16 protein-coding genes are annotated in these 17,946 nt (G+C 67.5%); 13 read left to right on the top strand and 3 right to left on the bottom strand.

The window, feature by feature from the left end:
• Positions 1-52 precede the first annotated feature (52 nt).
• The 3 genes from AC07Y4_RS23555 to AC07Y4_RS23545 all read left to right on the top strand — a co-directional run bounded on the left by AC07Y4_RS23555 (position 53) and on the right by AC07Y4_RS23545 (position 3,232).
• Complete coding sequence (locus AC07Y4_RS23555; RefSeq protein ID WP_062476766.1) at positions 53-1,549, top strand: circularly permuted type 2 ATP-grasp protein; 1,497 nt, start codon at positions 53-55, stop codon at positions 1,547-1,549.
• Positions 1,550-1,560: 11 nt separating this feature from the next.
• Entirely contained in the window at positions 1,561-2,517 is a 957-nt protein-coding gene (locus AC07Y4_RS23550; protein ID WP_062476763.1) for an alpha-E domain-containing protein, read from the top strand.
• 124 nt (positions 2,518-2,641) lie between these two features.
• Positions 2,642-3,232, top strand: coding sequence for an Lcl C-terminal domain-containing protein (locus AC07Y4_RS23545; RefSeq protein ID WP_487849158.1), 591 nt, complete (start codon positions 2,642-2,644; stop codon positions 3,230-3,232).
• Positions 3,233-3,239: 7 nt separating this feature from the next.
• Here AC07Y4_RS23545 and AC07Y4_RS23540 read toward each other — a convergent pair whose 3' ends face one another.
• Positions 3,240-4,910 carry a sulfatase-like hydrolase/transferase gene (locus AC07Y4_RS23540; RefSeq protein WP_487849157.1) on the bottom strand — a complete coding sequence of 557 codons (1,671 nt, stop codon included), beginning with the start codon at positions 4,908-4,910 and terminating at the stop codon, positions 3,240-3,242.
• A 190-nt stretch (positions 4,911-5,100) separates the two neighbouring features.
• Here AC07Y4_RS23540 and AC07Y4_RS23535 point away from each other — a divergent pair, with 190 nt between their 5' ends.
• Positions 5,101-5,565 carry an SH3 domain-containing protein gene (locus AC07Y4_RS23535; protein WP_070059471.1) on the top strand — a complete coding sequence of 155 codons (465 nt, stop codon included), beginning with the start codon at positions 5,101-5,103 and terminating at the stop codon, positions 5,563-5,565.
• 12 nt (positions 5,566-5,577) lie between these two features.
• Here the strand turns inward: AC07Y4_RS23535 and glpK are convergent, their stop codons facing one another.
• Both glpK and AC07Y4_RS23525 read right to left on the bottom strand, forming a co-directional pair.
• Positions 5,578-7,074 carry a glycerol kinase GlpK gene (gene glpK / locus AC07Y4_RS23530; RefSeq protein WP_487849156.1) on the bottom strand — a complete coding sequence of 499 codons (1,497 nt, stop codon included), beginning with the start codon at positions 7,072-7,074 and terminating at the stop codon, positions 5,578-5,580.
• 19 nt (positions 7,075-7,093) lie between these two features.
• A complete protein-coding gene (locus AC07Y4_RS23525; RefSeq protein WP_062476748.1) occupies positions 7,094-7,864 on the bottom strand; it encodes a DeoR/GlpR family DNA-binding transcription regulator in 771 nt (256 codons plus the stop codon).
• A 122-nt stretch (positions 7,865-7,986) separates the two neighbouring features.
• Between AC07Y4_RS23525 and glpD the strand changes: the two genes are divergently transcribed.
• From glpD to AC07Y4_RS23480, 9 genes are all read left to right on the top strand, one after another.
• Positions 7,987-9,663: a glycerol-3-phosphate dehydrogenase gene (glpD, locus tag AC07Y4_RS23520; RefSeq protein ID WP_487849155.1), complete on the top strand. Its 1,677-nt coding sequence runs from the start codon at positions 7,987-7,989 to the stop codon at positions 9,661-9,663.
• Positions 9,663-10,736, top strand: a complete 1,074-nt coding sequence (locus AC07Y4_RS23515) for an ABC transporter ATP-binding protein (protein WP_487849154.1) — start codon at positions 9,663-9,665, stop codon at positions 10,734-10,736. The genes glpD and AC07Y4_RS23515 overlap by 1 nt, the downstream gene beginning before the upstream one ends.
• Positions 10,737-10,738: 2 nt before the next feature.
• Entirely contained in the window at positions 10,739-11,809 is a 1,071-nt protein-coding gene (locus AC07Y4_RS23510; RefSeq protein WP_062476739.1) for an ABC transporter ATP-binding protein, read from the top strand.
• On the top strand, positions 11,806-12,696 hold the full coding sequence (locus AC07Y4_RS23505; RefSeq protein ID WP_062476737.1) for a carbohydrate ABC transporter permease: 891 nt from the start codon (positions 11,806-11,808) through the stop codon (positions 12,694-12,696). The genes AC07Y4_RS23510 and AC07Y4_RS23505 overlap by 4 nt, the downstream gene beginning before the upstream one ends.
• Positions 12,693-13,505, top strand: a complete 813-nt coding sequence (locus AC07Y4_RS23500) for a carbohydrate ABC transporter permease (RefSeq protein ID WP_062476734.1) — start codon at positions 12,693-12,695, stop codon at positions 13,503-13,505. The genes AC07Y4_RS23505 and AC07Y4_RS23500 overlap by 4 nt, the downstream gene beginning before the upstream one ends.
• Before the next feature lie 12 nt (positions 13,506-13,517).
• On the top strand, positions 13,518-13,826 hold the full coding sequence (locus AC07Y4_RS23495) for a DUF2160 domain-containing protein (protein WP_062476731.1): 309 nt from the start codon (positions 13,518-13,520) through the stop codon (positions 13,824-13,826).
• 88 nt (positions 13,827-13,914) lie between these two features.
• Positions 13,915-15,645 (top strand): ABC transporter substrate-binding protein, encoded by a 1,731-nt coding sequence (locus tag AC07Y4_RS23490; RefSeq protein ID WP_070059465.1) that lies wholly within the window; start codon positions 13,915-13,917, stop codon positions 15,643-15,645.
• A 168-nt stretch (positions 15,646-15,813) separates the two neighbouring features.
• The gene (locus AC07Y4_RS23485) at positions 15,814-16,818 is read left to right on the top strand and encodes a dialkylrecorsinol condensing enzyme (RefSeq protein WP_235926656.1); all 1,005 of its coding nucleotides are present in this window, start codon (positions 15,814-15,816) and stop codon (positions 16,816-16,818) included.
• The gene (locus tag AC07Y4_RS23480) at positions 16,808-17,944 is read left to right on the top strand and encodes a beta-ketoacyl-ACP synthase III (protein ID WP_487849153.1); all 1,137 of its coding nucleotides are present in this window, start codon (positions 16,808-16,810) and stop codon (positions 17,942-17,944) included. Before AC07Y4_RS23485 ends, AC07Y4_RS23480 begins: the two co-directional genes overlap by 11 nt.
• Positions 17,945-17,946 lie beyond the last annotated feature (2 nt).

The following is a 17,946-nucleotide window of genomic DNA, read 5'->3' as shown; positions in this document are numbered from 1 at the left end:
TTCTACTGGCCTCGAACTTGCTAAGCTATGGCTCAAGGAGATTGGTCGTTCCATGCACAAATTCGACGAGATGTATGAGCAGCTCCCCTATGCGGGCGCTGCAATCCGACAGCACTACAAGCGCTACGACCAATGGCTTGCGAAGCAACCCGGTGAGGTGATGCGATCGCGGCGTGAAGAGGCGGAAATGATTTTCCGCCGGGTCGGCATCACCTTCGCGGTGTACGGCGCCAAGGACGAGGACGGCTCCGGCACCGAGCGGCTGATCCCGTTCGACCTGCTGCCTCGGATCATTCCCTCCCACGAGTGGGAGAGCATGGAAAAGGGGCTGGTGCAGCGTGTCACGGCGCTCAACCGCTTCCTGTACGACGTCTACCACGACCAGGAAATCATCAAGGCCGGCATCATCCCGGCCGAGCAGATCCTGAACAACGCCCAGTTCCGTCCCGAGATGATGGGCGTGAACGTGCCGCACAACGTCTACTCGAACATCTCGGGCATCGACATCGTGCGCGCCCCCGATGCCCAGGGCAACGGCGAGTACTACGTGCTCGAAGACAACCTGCGCGTGCCCAGCGGCGTGAGCTACATGCTCGAGAACCGCAAGATGATGATGCGGCTATTCCCCGAGCTGTTCAACCAGAACCGCATCGCGCCGGTCGCCCACTACCCCGACCTGCTGCTCGAAACCCTGCGCGCCAGCGCGCCGCCGGCCACGGCCGAGCCCACGGTGGTGGTGCTCACGCCCGGCATGTACAACAGCGCCTACTTCGAGCACGCCTTCCTGGCCCAGCAGATGGGCGTGGAGCTGGTCGAGGGACAAGACCTGTTCGTCAAGGACGACTTCGTCTACATGCGCACCACGCGCGGCCCGGTGCGGGTCGACGTGATCTACCGCCGCGTCGACGACGACTTCCTCGACCCCGAGGTGTTCCGCCCGACCTCCACCCTCGGCTGCGCGGGCCTCATGCGTGCCTACCGCCAGGGCAACGTCGTGATCTGCAATGCCGTGGGCACCGGCGTGGCCGACGACAAGTCGATCTACCCCTACGTGCCGAAGATGGTCGAGTTCTACCTCGGCGAGAAGCCGATCCTGAAGAACGTGCCCACCTACATGTGCCGCAACAAGGACGAGCTGCAGTACACGCTCGACAACATGAAGGACCTGGTCGTCAAGGAGGTGCACGGCGCCGGCGGCTACGGCATGCTCATCGGCCCGGCCGCGACGCAGGCCGAGATCGAAGACTTCAAGAAGGCCGTCATCGCCAAGCCCGACGGCTACATCGCCCAGCCCACGCTGAGCCTGTCGACCTCGCCGACCTTCGTCGACGCCGGCATCGCGCCGCGCCACATCGACCTGCGTCCCTTCGTGCTTTCGGGCAGCGAGGTGCAGATGGTGCCCGGCGGCCTCACGCGCGTGGCGCTCAAGGAAGGGTCGCTGGTGGTCAACTCGTCGCAGGGCGGCGGCACCAAGGACACCTGGATTCTCGAAGCGGACCGCACGGCCAAGCCGAAGGCGGCCACGCAGTCGCAAAGCCAATCGCAGTAGGAGCACCCACGATGCTGTCCCGCACCGCAGACCACCTCTACTGGATGTCGCGCTACACCGAGCGCGCCGAGAACACGGCGCGCATGCTCGACGTCAACTACCAGACCTCGCTGCTGCCGCAGTCGGCCGAGGTTGCCAAGTACGGCTGGCAGGGCGTGCTCTCGATCAGCGAATTGCTGCCCTGGTACAGCAAGAAGTACGACCAGATCACGCCCAACGAAGTCATGGAGTTCATGGTCAAGGACGAGAGCAATCCGTCGTCGATCGTCTCCTGCCTGAAGGCCGCGCGCGAGAACGCGCGTGCCGTGCGCGGCGCGCTGACCACCGAGGCCTGGGAAACGCAGAACACCACCTGGCTCGAAGTGAACCGCATGCTGCGCGCCGGCGACTTCGAGCGCGACCCGGGCCAGTTCTTCGAGTGGGTCAAGTTCCGTTCGCACCTGTCGCGCGGCGTCACGCTGGGCACCATGCTCCAGGATGAGGCGTTCTACTTCTCGCGCCTGGGCACCTTTTTGGAGCGTGCCGACAACACGGCGCGCCTGGTCGACGTGAAGTTCCACGCGCTCAACAGCGAGTTCTTCGGCGCCGCCACCGAGGAAGACCAGGAGTACGACTTCTATCACTGGAGTGCGATCCTGCGCAGCGTCTCGGCCTTCGAGGTCTACCGCAAGGTGTACCGCGATGTGATCAAGCCCGAGCGCGTGGCCGAGCTGCTCATTCTTCGCGCCGACATGCCGCGCTCGCTGCACGCCAGCCTGGTCGAGGTGGTCAACAACCTCGCGAAGGTGCAGAACGAACAGAGCGCCGAAACCCAACGCCGCGCCGGCAAGCTGCTGGCCGACCTGCAGTACGCGCGCGTCGACGAGATCCTGGCGACGGGCCTGCACGCCTACCTCACGCAGTTCCTCGACCGGGTGAACGAACTGGGCGGGCGCATCAGCCAGGACTTCCTGGTGCCGGCGCACTGACGACGCATCGAGCCGATGTCCTGCGGGCCCGTGCAGGCCCCGGGACCTCGCGCACCCGGCGGTAGCATTCGAGTTCGATCTCGATCCAAGTTGCTGACCGCAGGGAGTTCTCATGAAGAAATCAATGCTTGCCCGTGATGGCAAGTGGAAGGCCGCCGCCTTGGCGGCTGTCGCGTTGCTCGCCGGCTGCGACCAGGCCGCCTCACCGAAAGAGCAAGCCTCCGCGCAGGCATCGACGGCCGTCGTGCTCGATGCCGCCACGGGATTGCGCTGGCTGCGCTGCGCGCTGGGGCAGACCTGGCTGGGTGGTCGTTGCGTCGGCGAGGCCGAAGCCCTGAGCCTGATGGACGCGCAGGAACGCGTGCAGGCGCTCAACACCAAGGGCCACGAAGGCATCGCGCAATGGCGGCTGCCGACCATCGTGGAGCTGGCGGCGCTGCGGCGTTGCGACCATGGCCTGGTCGACGAGACCTTCACGCTCGAATTGAGTCCCGAACGGGAGCCCGTCACCGTGCCCCGGTGGTGCGCCCGCGAAACCTCCGTTCCCACCATCGACAGCGCACGCTTTCCCGATACGCCGCTGCGCAAGTTCTGGTCGGGCTCGGGCAGCGAGGCCGCGCAGCACTTCTACGCCGTGGACTTCAGCAATGCATGGATCGGCCAGAACGAGGCGGCCGAGGCCACCCACGCCGTGCGGCCGGTGGCCGATCGCTGACCTCCCGCTACTTCGAGAACGACTCCACCACCACCGGAATCTCCGGCGCCTGCCACCGGTAGCTGTCGCCCAGCACATTGCGCTCGGCCTTCTGCCCGCTCCAGCGGATGCCCAGCAGGTCCATCAGGCTCCAGCCGGCCCAGTCCGCGCGGAAGGGCTGCTGCGTGGCGGCGCCGGTGGGCAGCGGCTCGCGGTTGCGCCAGACGACGGCCGGGATGCGGTAGCCCGAGGCGGTCGCGGGGCTGTGGCCTGCGCGGTCGCTGCCGTGGCCGACTTCCTGGCCGTGGTCCGACAGGTACATCCAGGCGCGGTAGTCCTCCGGCTTGCCGGTGCTGCGGGTCTGCTGCAGCAGCTCCGACACCACGAAGTCGTGGTACAGCAGGGCCGCGTCGTACTCCTGGCGGAAGTGGCGCACCCAGGCCGAGCGGCCGTCCTTCACGAGGCCGTTCTCGACCGCGTCGACGCTGTCGTCGAAGGGATTGGCGTTCTCGGGAAAGCGCAGGCTGTAGTGCGGGTGCGCGCCCATCAGGTGGACCACGATGAGCTTGCGCTCGGTGCTCGTGTCGGCAAAGGCCTCCTGCACGCAGTCGAGGATCTCGCCGTCGAGCGAGGCACTGGCGCGGCCCGGCGTGCGGTTCACCATGTCGACCACGTCGGCGTAGCGCGCGTGCTGCTGCTCGATGGCGAGGTCGTCGTGGTTGCTGATCCACCAGACCTTGTAGCCGGCGGCGCGCGCCAGGGCCAGCAGGTGGGGCGGGCTGTCGCCGTTCCCGTTGTTTCCGTCGTTTCCATTCGCGGGCTGGCCGAAATGGAACATGTTGCGCAGCGCGGGCAGGGTGCTCGCGTCGACCGACCACGCGTTGCGCAGCACGGCCATGCGGTCGCCTTCCTGCGCCTTGTGCGCCTGCAGGCGCGGCGTGGTCGGGCGGCCGTAGCCGTACAGGCCCATGTTGTCGCGGTTGATGCTGTCGGTGATGACGAGCACGACCGTGGACGGCCCCTCGCGCGTGATCACCGGTGCGATCTGCCGGGCCTGGGCCATCTGCGCTTCGCGGGTCTTTTCCTGGTCGGCCCAGGCGGCGCGTTGGTCGTGCAGCGACTGCGACCACTGGGTCCAGAAGACGACCGGGTGCAGCCGGCGCCAGGGTTTGCTCACGTAGGCGACACAGGCGGCCAGCAGGATGAGGAGCAGCAGCGAGCGCACCCAGAACGGCCGACGCGCACGCGGCGCCGTGGCACCGCGTCGCGCGAACAGGCCCGCCAGCAGGCCCGCCGCCACGAGCGCGGCCGACCAGACGACGGCGGAGCGCCAGTGCATGCGCAGGTACTCGGCGCTTTCGCGTGCGTTGGTGTTGGCGGCCGCGCCCAGCACCATGGCGCTGTCGGGCGCGGCCTGGTAGGTGTCGAGCAGGTAGGCGCGGACCACGGCGTCCAGGCCGAAGCCCATGACCCAGAGCCACACGAATGCCGTGCGCCAGCGCCGCAGGCGCGCGCTGTGCAGCGGCCACAGCAGCCAGAGCACGGGCGGCGCGGCGAGCACCGCGAGCTGGGCGATGCGGCGGCCGTCGTGGCCCAGCGCGATCAGCGCCAGCAGCGTCGCGCCGACCACGCCACAGGCCAGCAGGGCGCTGGAGGGAGGACGCGGGGCGTCGATGGCGGGATGTGTCAAGCGCGGCACGGGGGAGTCGAGGGCGGGCGAATTCTGCCCCGCACCCTGCGCCCACGCGTCCAGTGTCCCGACCCTCGCGGGGTCTTTGCGTGCCGCCTCAGGGATATCCCCGCGGAACTTATTCGCGCTCAGGGTCCCAGAGGGGCTTCGCCCGGCATTGCCGGACCTCCCGTGTCTTCTCGAAAGGAACCCTCGCCCCATGGCCCGATTCAGCCGCCGACTGCCCGCGCTCCTGCTCGCATTCTTCTTCTCGTGGATGGTGCTGCCGTCCGCCTTTGCCGCGCAGCCGCAGATGGTCAGTGTCGCGGTCAAGACCCTGAACATGCGCACCGCTCCCAGTCAGCGCGCCGAGGCGCACTGGACCGTGAGCCGGGGCTATCCGCTGCGCGTGATCGGCCGCAAGGGCGACTGGCTGCGGGTCACCGACTTCGAGAACGACAAGGCCTGGGTCTTCCGTTCGATGACGAGCAAGACGCCGCACCACGTCGTGAAGGCGAAGACCGCGCAGCTGCGCCGCGCGCCCGGCGCGCGCAGCCCGGTCGTGAAGAAGGCCGTGTACGGCGACGTGCTGCGCACCCTCGAGCGCCGCGGCGACTGGGTGAAGGTGCGCCACGAAGGCGGCACCACCGGCTGGGTGCTGAAGCGCTCCCTCTGGGGCTGGTGAACCCGAGGGCGCTCAGGTCGCGGTGGCCTGGCGCACGGCGCGCTCCCAGCGCGCCATCGATTCCTCGGCCTGTGCGCGGCCCATGGTCGGCATGAAGCGGCGCTCCACCTTCCACAGCTTCGAGAGCTGGCGCGCGTCGGTGTAGACGCCGGTCGACAGCCCCGCGAGGTAGGCCGCGCCCAGCGCGGTGGTCTCGACCACCTCGGGCCGCACCACCGGAATGCCCAGCAGGTCGGCCTGGAACTGCATCAGCAGGTCGTTCACGCTCGCGCCGCCGTCCACGCGCAACTCGGCCACGGGCTTGCCGCCCGCGGCGACCGCGTCGCGGCTCATGGCCTGCAGCAGTGCGGCGCTTTGATAGGCGATGCTTTCCAGCGCGGCGCGCGCGATGTGCGCGACCGTGGTGCCGCGCGTGAGCCCGGTGATCGTGCCGCGCGCGTCCGCGTCCCAATAGGGCGCGCCCAGGCCGGTGAAGGCCGGCACCATCATCACGCCGCCGGCGTCGGGCACGCTCTCGGCGAGCGACTGCACTTCGGCGCTGCCCTTGATGGCCTTGAGGCCGTCGCGCAGCCACTGCACCACGGCGCCGCCGACGAACACGCTGCCTTCCATCGCGTACTGCGGGGTCGCGTCGACCTGCGCGGCGCTGGTCACGAGCAGGCCGTTGTGCGAGGGCTGGAACGCGCCGCCCGTGTGCATCAGCAAAAAGCAGCCGGTGCCGTAGGTGTTCTTGGCCATGCCAGCCTCGAAGCAGGCCTGGCCGAAGAGGGCGCTCTGCTGGTCGCCGGCCACGCCGCCGATGGGCAGCGCGTGGCCCAGCAGTGCGGCGTCGGTGTCGGCGAAGTGCGAGCTCGAGGGCTGCACCTTCGGCATCAGCGCGGCGGGGATGTCCAGCGCCTTCAGCAGGTCGGCGTCCCATTCGTTCGTGTGCACGTTGAAGAGCATGGTGCGCGAGGCGTTGCTCACGTCGGTCACGTGCACCTTGCCGCCGGTGAGCTGCCACATGAGCCAGCTGTCGACCGTGCCGAAGGCGAGTTCGCCGCGTTCGGCCTGGGCGCGCGCGCCGGGCACGTTGTCGAGCAGCCAGCGCAGCTTGGTGCCCGAGAAATACGCGTCGATGACGAGCCCGGTCTTCTCGCGGATGGTGTCGCTCAGGCCCTGCTCGCGCAGCTGCGCGCACAGCGGCTCGGCGCGGCGGTCCTGCCAGACGATGGCGTGGTGCACCGGCTGGCCGGTGGTGCGGTTCCACAGCACGGTGGTCTCGCGCTGGTTGGTGATGCCGATGGCGTGGATGTCGGCGGGCTGCAGCTTCGCCTTGGCCAGCACCTCGCGCGCGGTGGCCAGCTGGCTGCGCCAGATTTCCATCGGGTCGTGCTCGACCCAGCCCGGCTGCGGGTAGATCTGCGTGAGTTCCTTCTGGGCGATGGCGACGATGCGGCCTTCGCGGTCGAACACGATGCTGCGCGAGCTGGAGGTGCCCTGGTCCAGGGCAAGCAGGTAGGTGGTCATTCGATGAGTCTGATGGGGTTCAGTTGTCGCGCGCGATCTCGAGGCGCACCTGCGCGGCGTGCAGCAGGTCGGGGAAGGGCGGCGGCGGCGCGGCGTCGGTGAACAGGCGGTCGATCTGCGAGAGCGTGCCCAGCTGGATCATGGCCGGCCGGTTGAACTTGCTCGCGTCGGCCGCCAGCCACACCTCGCGCGCCTGGGCAATGATGGTCTGCGCGACCTTCACCTCGCGCAGGTCGAAGTCGCGCAGCGAGCCGTCGGCCTCGATGCTCGACACGCCGATGAGCGCGATGTCGACCTTGAACTGGCGGATGAAGTCGATGGTGGCCTCGCCCACCACGGCGCGGTCGCGCGGGCGCACCGAGCCGCCGGCCACGATCACCTCGCAGGCCGTGTTGCCGCTCAGGATGGTCGCCACGTTCAGGTTGTTGGTGATCACGCGCAGGCCCGTGTGGCGCATCAGCGCCTTGGCGATGGCCTCGGTGGTGGTGCCGATGTTCAGGATGAGCGAACAGTCGTTGGGCACCAGCTCGGCCACGCGGCGCGCAATGCGCGCTTTTCCGTCGGCGTTGAGCGTTTCGCGCTGCTGGTAGCCGATGTTCTCGGTGGTCGAGCTGGGCACGCGCACGCCGCCGTGGAAACGCGTGAGCAAACCCGCATCGGCCAGCCGCTGCACGTCGCGCCGCACGGTCTGCAGCGTGACGCCCAGCATGTCGGCGAGCTGTTCGACGGTGACCGAACCGCGCGCGCGCACGGTGTCGAGGAGGTTGATCTGGCGCGGGTTGGAGTTCACAGAGGCGTCGTGGAAAGCGGAAAGACTGGGGTCGAGGGTACAGGCCGCGTCACTTTAAAACGAAAGAAAACGAAGCCGAGTAAGGGAAAACTCGGAGGAAAATCGCGCCAAAAGGAATCCAAATGAAAAGACGCGAAAATACAATCTCGGCCTTTGCTGACAAAAGTCACGAACCTACGGACCTCCAGCCTGTGACCGATTTCTCCTCTCCAGCGGCCAAACCCGCCACCGATTGCGATGTGCTGATCGTCGGCGGTGGCATCAACGGCTGTGGCATTGCGCGCGACCTGGCCGGCCGGGGCTGGCGCGTGGTCCTGTGCGAGAAGGACGACCTGGCCTCGCACACCTCGTCGTCTTCCACCAAGCTGATCCACGGCGGGCTGCGCTACCTCGAGTACTACGAGTTCTCGCTGGTGCGCAAGGCGCTGCAGGAGCGCGAGGTGCTGCTCAAGAGCGCGCCGCACATCATGTGGCCGCTGCGCTTCGTGATGCCGCACGACCCCTCGATGCGCCCGGCCTGGATGATCCGCATCGGCCTGTTCATGTACGACCACCTCGCCAGGCGCGAGGTGCTGCCGCCGTCGCGCGGCATCGACCTGCGCCAGCATCCGGCCGGCGCGCCGCTCAAGGCGCAGTACAAGCGCGGCTTCGTGTACTCCGACGGCTGGGTCGACGACGCGCGGCTGGTGGTGCTCAACGCCATCGACGCGCGTTCGAAGGGCGCCGAAGTGCTCACGCGCACGCGCTGCATCCATGCGCAGCGCGGCGCCGACGGCTGGGTCGCCACGCTCGAAGGCCCCGACGGCGCGCACCGCACCGTGCGCGCACGCGCCGTGGTGAACGCGGCCGGCCCGTGGGCCGAATCCTTCCTGCGCGGCGTGGCCCAGTCGGCGCGCGGCGAGGCGCTGGCCACCAAGAGCCTGCGGCTCGTGAAGGGCAGCCACATCATCGTGCCGCGCCTGTTCGACCACGACCACGCCTACATCTTCCAGAACCCCGACAAGCGGATCATCTTCGCCATTCCCTACCAGGGCGCATTCACGCTGATCGGCACCACCGACATCGAGATCAGCGGCGACGACCCCGGCGCCGCGCGCATCGCGCAGGAAGAAATCGACTACCTGTGCACCCAGGCCAGTCGCTACTTCGACAAGGCCATCGTGCCGGCCGACGTGGTCTGGACCTACTCGGGCGTGCGCCCGCTGCTGGACGACGCCTCGGGCGACCCGTCGGCCGTCACGCGCGACTACCTGCTCGAGTCGAACACCACCGCCGCGCCGCTGCTGTCGGTGTGGGGCGGCAAGATCACCACTTTCCGCAAGCTGGCCGAGGACGCGGCCGACGAGGTCGGCAAGATGCTCGGCCAGTCGAATGCCCAGCGCCCGGCCTGGACCGACGGCGCCTTCCTGGCCGGCGGCGACCTGTCGGCCTGGATCGGCGCGCCCAAGCGCCCCGACGACGACTTCGCCCGCTTCGTGGCCGCCGTGCAGGCGAAGTACCCCTGGCTCGATGCCCAGGTCGCGCTGCGGCTGGCGCGCGGCTACGGCGCACGCGTGGCCGAACTGGTCGGCGAGGCGCAATCGCTGGCCGACATGGGCGCCGAGGTGGCGCCCGGCCTGTTCGAGCGCGAGCTGCACTTTTTGCAGGCGCGCGAATGGGCCGTGAGCTCGGACGACGTGCTCTGGCGTCGCACCAAGCTCGGCCTGCACTACACGCCCGCCGAGCGCGAGCAGGTGGCGATCTGGCTGCAGGCCAACGCAAAGAACAACAACGACACCGTGGAAGTGGAGGTGAGCTGATGCAGCTGACTCTGGAGCGCGTCACCAAGAAGGTCGGCGCGCAAACCTGGCTCTACGAGCAGAGCATTGCGCCGAAAAGCGGCGCGGTGACCGTGCTGCTCGGCGCCACGCAGGCCGGCAAGACCAGCCTGATGCGCCTCATGGCCGGGCTCGACACGCCCAGCACCGGGCGTGTGCTGGTGGATGGCAAGGACGTCACCGGCACGCCGGTGCGCGAGCGCAATGTCGCGATGGTCTACCAGCAGTTCATCAACTACCCCTCGCTCAAGGTGGCCGACAACATCGCCTCGCCGCTGAAGCTGCGCGGCGAGTCGAACATCGACGCGCGGGTGAAGGCGCTGGCCGACAAGCTGCACATCGGCATGTTCCTCGACCGCTACCCGCAGGAGCTGTCGGGCGGCCAGCAGCAGCGCGTGGCGCTGGCGCGCGCGCTCGCCAAGAACGCACCGCTCATGCTGCTCGACGAGCCGCTGGTCAACCTCGACTACAAGCTGCGCGAAGGCCTGCGCGAAGAACTCACGCAACTCTTCGCCACCGGCGACTCGACCGTCATCTACGCCACCACCGAACCCGGCGAAGCGCTGCTGCTGGGCGGTTACACGGCCGTGATGGACGCCGGCGAGCTGTTGCAGTACGGCCCGACCGCCGAAGTGTTCCATGCGCCGCAGTCGCTGCGCGTGGCGCGCGCCTTCAGCGATCCGCCGATGAACCTGCTGGCGGGCACGGCCGCGGCCGGCCGCGTGCAGCTCGCGGGCGGGCCCGCGCTCACGCTGGCCCTGCCTGACAGCGTGTCGGGCGCGGTCACCGTCGGCCTGCGCGCGAGTGCCTTGAACGTGAACGCGGGGGAGGGCGACATCGCCTTGCCCGGCAAGGTGGAGCTGGCCGAAATTTCGGGCTCCGACACCTTCGTGCACGTCGATACCGCGGTGGGCGAACTGGTGGCGCAGCTCACCGGTGTGCACCGCTTCGAGCTGGGCGCTTCGATCACGCTGTACTTCAGCGCGTCGCAAGCCTATGTGTTCGATGCCGGCGAAAAGCTGGCACTGGCGCCGGCATGGCGCAAAGGAAGCTAGTCATGGCACGCATCGACCTCGACCTGGCCCACGCCTACCGCGCCAACCCCACGCAGGACAGCGACTACGCGCTGCTTCCGCTCAAGATGAGCTTTCGCGACGGTGGCGCGTACGCCTTGCTCGGCCCCTCGGGCTGCGGCAAGACGACCATGCTCAACATCATTTCGGGCCTGCTCGTGCCTTCGCAGGGCAGCGTGAGCTTCGATGGCCGCGACATGACGCGCGCCACGCCGCAGGAGCGCAACATCGCGCAGGTGTTCCAGTTCCCGGTGATCTACGACACCATGACCGTGGCCGAGAACCTCGCGTTCCCACTGCGCAACCGCAAGGTGCCCGAAGACCAGATCAAGAAGCGCGTCGGCGAGATCGCCGAAATGCTCGACATGAGCGGCCAGCTCAACCAGCGCGCCGCGGGCCTGGCGGCCGATGCCAAGCAGAAGATCTCGCTGGGCCGCGGGCTGGTGCGCAGCGACGTGTCGGCGGTGCTGTTCGACGAACCGCTCACCGTGATCGATCCGCACCTGAAGTGGCAGCTGCGCCGCAAGCTCAAGCAGATCCACCGCGAGCTCAAGCTCACGCTGATCTACGTGACGCACGACCAGGTCGAGGCGCTCACCTTCGCCGAAGAGGTGGTGGTCATGACGCGCGGCAAGGCCGTGCAGGTGGGCAGCGCCGAGGCGCTGTTCGAGCGTCCGGCCCACACCTTCGTCGGCCATTTCATCGGCTCGCCGGGCATGAACTTCCTGTCGGCCCACAGCGCCAACGGTGCGCTCGAAGTGGCGGGCACGCCGCTGGTGCCCACGCGCGAGCTGCCGCCCGGCGCGCTCAAGATCGGCATCCGGCCCGAGTACCTGCGCCTGTCGAACGCGGGGGCGGCGGGTGCCGTGCCTGCGGTGGTGAAGCAGGTGCAGGACGTCGGCACGCACGCGATGCTCAGCGCCGAAGTCGACGGCGGCGTGGTCAAGGTGCGCATGCATTCGGACGAACAGCCGCCCTCGGTGGGCGACACGGTGTGGCTGCGGGTGCTCGACACCCACACCTGCTACTACAAGGACGAGGAACTGGTCGCATGAACCCCACCAACAAGCCGATCAACCAGAAGGCGTGGTGGCTCGTGCTGCCCGTGCTGATCTGCGTGGCCTTCTCGGCCATCGTGCCGCTGATGACGGTGGTCAACTACTCGGTGCAGGACATCATCTCGCCCGACCGGCGCGTGTTCGTCGGCACCGAATGGTTCGCCGCCGTGATGCGCGACGACGAGCTGCACCAGGCGCTGTGGCGCCAGCTGGGCTTCTCGCTGTCGGTGCTGCTGGTGGAGATTCCGCTGGGCATCGCGCTCGCGCTGTCGATGCCGGCAACGGGCTGGAAGTCGTCGGCGGTGCTGGTGGTGGTGGCGCTGTCGCTGCTCATTCCGTGGAACGTGGTGGGCACCATCTGGCAGATCTACGGCCGTGCCGACATTGGCCTCCTGGGCCACGCGCTGCAGGTCATGGGCATCGAATACAACTACACCGGCAGCGCGACCGACGCGTGGCTCACGGTGCTGGTGATGGACGTGTGGCACTGGACGCCGCTGGTGGCCTTGCTCTGCTACGCCGGCCTGCGCTCCATTCCCGACGCCTACTACCAGGCCGCGCGCATCGACGGCGCCAGCAAGTTCGCGGTGTTCCGCTACATCCAGCTGCCCAAGATGCGCGGCGTGCTGATGATCGCGGTGCTGCTGCGCTTCATGGACAGCTTCATGATCTACACGGAGCCCTTCGTGCTGACGGGCGGCGGGCCGGGCAATGCGACCACCTTCCTGAGCCAGTACCTCACGCAGAAGGCCGTGGGGCAGTTCGACCTCGGGCCGGCGGCTGCGTTCTCGCTGATCTATTTCCTGATCATCCTGCTGTTCTGCTTCGTGCTCTACAACTGGATGCAGCGTGTGGGCACGCAAGAAGTGGAGAAAGAACAATGAACGAAAAGCGATTCCACAAGCGCAGCATCTTCTTGCTGCTGTACATCCTGTTCGCGCTGCTGCCCATCTACTGGATGGTCAACATGAGCTTCAAGACGAACGAGGAGATCCTGTCGAGCTTCTCGTTCTTCCCGCAGCAGCTCACCTGGGCCAACTACGCGCGCATCTTCACCGACGAGTCGTGGTACTCGGGCTACATCAACAGCCTGATCTACGTGGCGATCAACACGGTGATCTCGCTCACCGTGGCGCTGCCGGCGGCCTACGCGTTCTCGCGCTATTCGTTCCTGGGCGACAAGCACGTGTTCTTCTGGCTGCTGACGAATCGCATGACGCCGCCCGCGGTGTTCCTGCTGCCGTTCTTCCAGCTGTACAGCACCGTCGGCCTCATGGACACGCACCTGGGCGTGGCGCTGGCGCACCTGTTGTTCAACGTGCCGCTGGCGGTGTGGATTCTCGAAGGCTTCATGAGCGGCATCCCGCGTGAGATCGATGAGACGGCCTACATCGACGGCTACTCGTTCCCGCGCTTCTTTCTCACCATCTTCCTGCCGCTCATCAAGGCCGGCGTGGGCGTGGCGGCGTTCTTCTGCTTCATGTTCAGCTGGGTCGAGCTGCTGCTGGCGCGCACGCTCACGAGCGTGAACGCCAAGCCCATCGTGGCGACGATGACGCGCACGGTGAGCGCCTCGGGCATGGACTGGGCGACGCTGGCCGCGGCCGGCGTGCTCACCATCGTGCCGGGCGCGATCGTGATCTGGTTTGTCCGCCACTACATCGCAAAAGGCTTTGCGATGGGTCGCGTCTAAGGAGACCGAGAGATGTTCGACTGGATGGTCTGGACCACCCCGGTGGCCGTTTTCTTCAGCTGCATCGCGCTCATGCTGGTCGGCATGACGGTGTGGGAATTCAAGTCGCCCACCACGATGCGCCGTGGCTGGCTGCCCATTGCCACCACGCGCGGCGACCGGCTCTTCATCGGCCTGCTGTCCGCGGCCTACGTCAACCTGATCTTCGTCGGCCTGGCCGGCAAGGTGCAGGAGTGGCTGAGCCTGGAGGCCGAGCCCTCGATCTGGATCGGCTTCGTGCTGTCGATGTTCGTGCTCGCGCTCGTGATGCGCAAAGGCTAGCCCACCGATTTCGTCAACGCGTCCGGCTCTCCGCCTCCCCGGAGCCGCGATGAAAAAACCGGGGAAGCACAACCGAGGAGACACATTCATGAAGATGCGCTACACGGCATTGGCAATGGCGGCGGCGATGGTCGCCGCGCACGGCGCATGGGCCGCAGAGCCCGAAGCCAAGAAATGGATCGACAGCGAGTTCCAGCCGTCGACCCTGAGCAAGGACCAGCAGGCGGCCGAGATGAAGTGGTTCATCGACGCGGCCAAGAAGCTGCAGGCCAAGGGCGTCAAGGAAATCTCGGTGGTGTCGGAGACCATCACCACGCATGAATACGAATCGAAGACGCTGGCCAAGGCCTTCGAGGAAATCACCGGCATCAAGGTCAAGCACGACCTGATCCAGGAAGGCGACGTGGTCGAGAAGCTGCAGACCTCGATGCAGTCGGGCAAGTCGATCTACGACGGCTGGATTTCCGACTCCGACCTGATCGGTACGCACTACCGCTACGGCAAGATGATGAACCTCACCGACTACATGGCCGGTGCGGGCAAGGAGTACACCAACCCCGGGCTCGACCTCAAGGACTTCATCGGCACCAAGTTCACCACCGCGCCCGACGGCAAGCTCTACCAGCTGCCCGACCAGCAGTTCGCCAACCTGTACTGGTTCCGCGCCGATCTGTTCGATCGCAAGGACCTGAAGGACAAGTTCAAGGCCAAGTACGGCTACGACCTGGGTGTGCCGCTGAACTGGAGCGCCTACGAGGACATCGCCGAGTTCTTCAGCGTCGACGTGAAGACCATCGACGGCAAGCCGATCTACGGCCACATGGACTACGGCAAGAAGGACCCGTCGCTGGGCTGGCGCTTCACCGATGCGTGGCTCTCGATGGCCGGCACCGCCGACATCGGCACCCCCAACGGCATGCCGATCGACGAATGGGGCATCCGCGTGGCCGACGACAAGTGCACGCCCGTGGGCGCGGCCGTGTCGCGCGGCGGTGCGACCAACTCGCCGGCCGCCGTGTACGCGCTCACCAAGTACATCGACTGGATGAAGAAGTACGCGCCCAAGGAAGCCATGGGCATGACCTTCGGCGAAGCCGGCCCGGTGCCCGCGCAGGGCCAGATCGCCCAGCAGATCTTCTGGTACACGGCCTTCACGGCCGACATGACCAAGAAGGGCCTGCCCGTGGTGAACGAGGACGGCACGCCCAAGTGGCGCATGGCGCCCGGCCCGAACGGCCCGTACTGGAAGCAGGGCATGCAGAACGGCTACCAGGACGTGGGTTCGTGGTCGTTCTTCAACGGCCATGACGCCAACAAGACCGCCGCCGCCTGGCTCTACGCCCAGTTTGTGACCTCCAAGAGCGTCTCGCTCAAGAAGACCATCGTGGGCCTGACCCCGATCCGCGAATCGGACATCCAGAGCAAGGCCATGACCGACATGGCGCCCAAGCTGGGCGGCCTGGTCGAGTTCTACCGCAGCCCGGCCCGCGTGGCATGGACGCCCACCGGCACCAACGTGCCCGACTACCCCAAGCTGGCGCAGCTGTGGTGGAAGAACGTGGCCGAGGCCGTCACGGGCGAGAAGACCCCGCAGAAGGCCATGGACAACCTGGCCGACGAGATGGACAACGTGATGGGCCGCCTGCAACGCGCCGGCATGGCCCACTGCGCGCCCAAGCTCAACGCCAAGGGCGACCCGAACAAGTGGCTCAGCGACCAGCACGCACCCTGGAAGAAGCTGGCCAACGAGAAGCCCAAGGGCGAGACCATCGACTACAACAAGCTGCTGAGCGCCTGGAAGGCCGGCAAGGTGCGCTGACCGGCGCGTCGCCAGCAGCAATTGCAAACAAGGGCCGCGCCGCGAGGTGCGGCCCTTTTTCGCTTTCTGGCGCCCTGGTTCGTCGGATTCACGCGACGCCATGACCTATGGCAGATGCACCTTTGAAAAGGTTCGCTTACATTCGACGGCCCCCGCCACGGCCCGCCAGTGAATCCAAGTTCTTCCAGCCCCACCGCCAGCCCTCCTGCCACCCCGAGCGCGCGTGTCAAACGCGTCCTGCTGATCCAGTACTCGCAGACCGGGCAACTCGACCGCGTGGCCGGGCAGATCGCCGCGCCGCTGCGCGCCGACCCGGGCATCGAACTGCGCGTGGAGACGCTGCGGCCGCTGCAGCGCTTTCCCTTTCCCTGGCCCTTCCTGACCTTCTTCGACGCGTTCCCCGAGTCGGCCCACCTGAAGCCGGGCCCGCTGGCGCCGCTGACGCTCACGGGCGACGAAGACTTCGACCTCGTCATCCTGCCGTACCAGGTGTGGTTTCTGGCGCCCGCGCAGCCGGTCGTGGCCTTCCTGCAGCACCCCGTGGCGGCGCGGCTGCTCAAGGGAAAACCCGTGGTCACGGTCATTGCCTGCCGCAACATGTGGCTGCTGGCCCACGAAAAGCTCAAGGGCCTGCTCGCCGCCACCGGCGCGCGCCTGATCGACAACGTGGTGCTCACCGACCCCGGCCCCACGCTCGCCACCTTCTTCACCACGCCGGCCTGGCTCATCTGGGGTCGCAAGCGCGGCTTCTGGGGCATGCCCGACGCGGGCCTGAGCGAGGAACAGATCCGCGGCTGCGGCCGCTTCGGCCGGGCCCTGCGCGACGCATTGCATGAAGGCCGCGAGCAGGGCGACGCGCCCCTGCTGGCCGGGCTGGGCGCGGTGCGCGCCCAGGCGCGGCTGCTCATCAGCGAGAAGGCCGGCACGCGCAGCTTCTACCTGTGGGGCAAGCTGATCATGGCGGCCGGCGGGCCGGGCGCGGCGGTGCGCAAACCGCTGCTCTTGCTGTACGTGCTGTTTCTGCTGGCACTGATCGTCACCGTCGTGCCGGTGAGCCTGACGCTGCAGGCCCTGCTGCGGCCGTTGTTCCGAGGGTGGCTGACTAAAATGACGGCTCAATTCGAGCGCCCGTCGGGCTCTGCCACGGACCGGCTCCCTCTCTATGACGACTGATGTTTTCCTGACCCGCACCGCTGCCTTCCTGCCTTTTTCTCCGGTCAGCAACGAAGACATCGAAGAAGTGTTGGGCCGCATCGGCGGCAAGGTGTCGCGTGCGCGACGCCTCATCCTGCGCAGCAACGGCATCCAGTCGCGCCACTACGCCATCGACCGTGCCACCGGCCAGCTGGCCATGACCAACGCACAGCTCACCGCCGCGGCCATCCGCGCGCTGGGCGACGACATCGGCCAAGTCGACTGCCTGGCCACCGGCACCTCGCTGCCCGACCAGCTCATGCCCAACCACGCGGTGATGGTGCACGGCGAACTGGGCTGGCCCCGGCTCGAGGTGGTGGCCTGCGCCGGCATCTGTCTGGCCGGCGCGGCGGCGCTCAAGCATGCGTGGCTGTCGGTGCGCGCGGGCGACGCGCGGCGCGCGGTCGCCACGGGCTCCGAGCTGGCCTCGGCTGTGATGCGCGGGATCAACTTCGAGGCCGAGCTCGAGCACAAGCTCGAAGCGCTCGAAGCGCGCCCCGAGATCGCCTTCGAGAAAGACTTCCTGCGCTGGATGCTGTCCGACGGCGCCGGCGCGGTGCTGCTGGAGCGCGAGCCGCGCGGGCCGCTGTCGCTGCGCGTCGAATGGATCGAGCTGTCGTCGGCGGCGCACGAGCTGCCGGTGTGCATGTATGCCGGCGCCGACAAGAACGAACAGGGCGGCCTCGATGGCTGGGCCCGCACCTCGCCGGCCGACTGGCAGCGCGACTCGACCTTCGCCGTCAAGCAGGACGTGCGCCTGCTCAACGACAACATCGTGCGCGCCACGCTGGCCGAGCCGCTGGCCGCCATCATCGAGCGGCGCGGGCTGAAGACCGACGACATCGACTGGTTCCTGCCGCACCTGTCGTCGCACTATTTCGTCGAGCCCGTGGCCGCGAGCCTGGCGTCGCTGGGCCTGCCGATTCCGCGCGAGCGCTGGTTCAGCAACCTCGCGACCAAGGGCAACACGGGCTCGGCCTCGCCGTACATCATGCTGGACGAGCTGTTCCGCTCGGGCCGCATCAAGCCGGGCCAGAAGCTGCTGATGTTCGTACCGGAAAGCGGCCGTTTTTCGAGCGGCTTCATCTACCTGGAGGCTGTGTAGCC

The organism is Variovorax sp. GW460-12-1-14-LB1 (assembly GCF_059423605.1).
The sequence above is the reverse complement of the archived record's forward strand: the minus strand, read 5'-3'. Positions and strand labels throughout refer to the sequence as shown.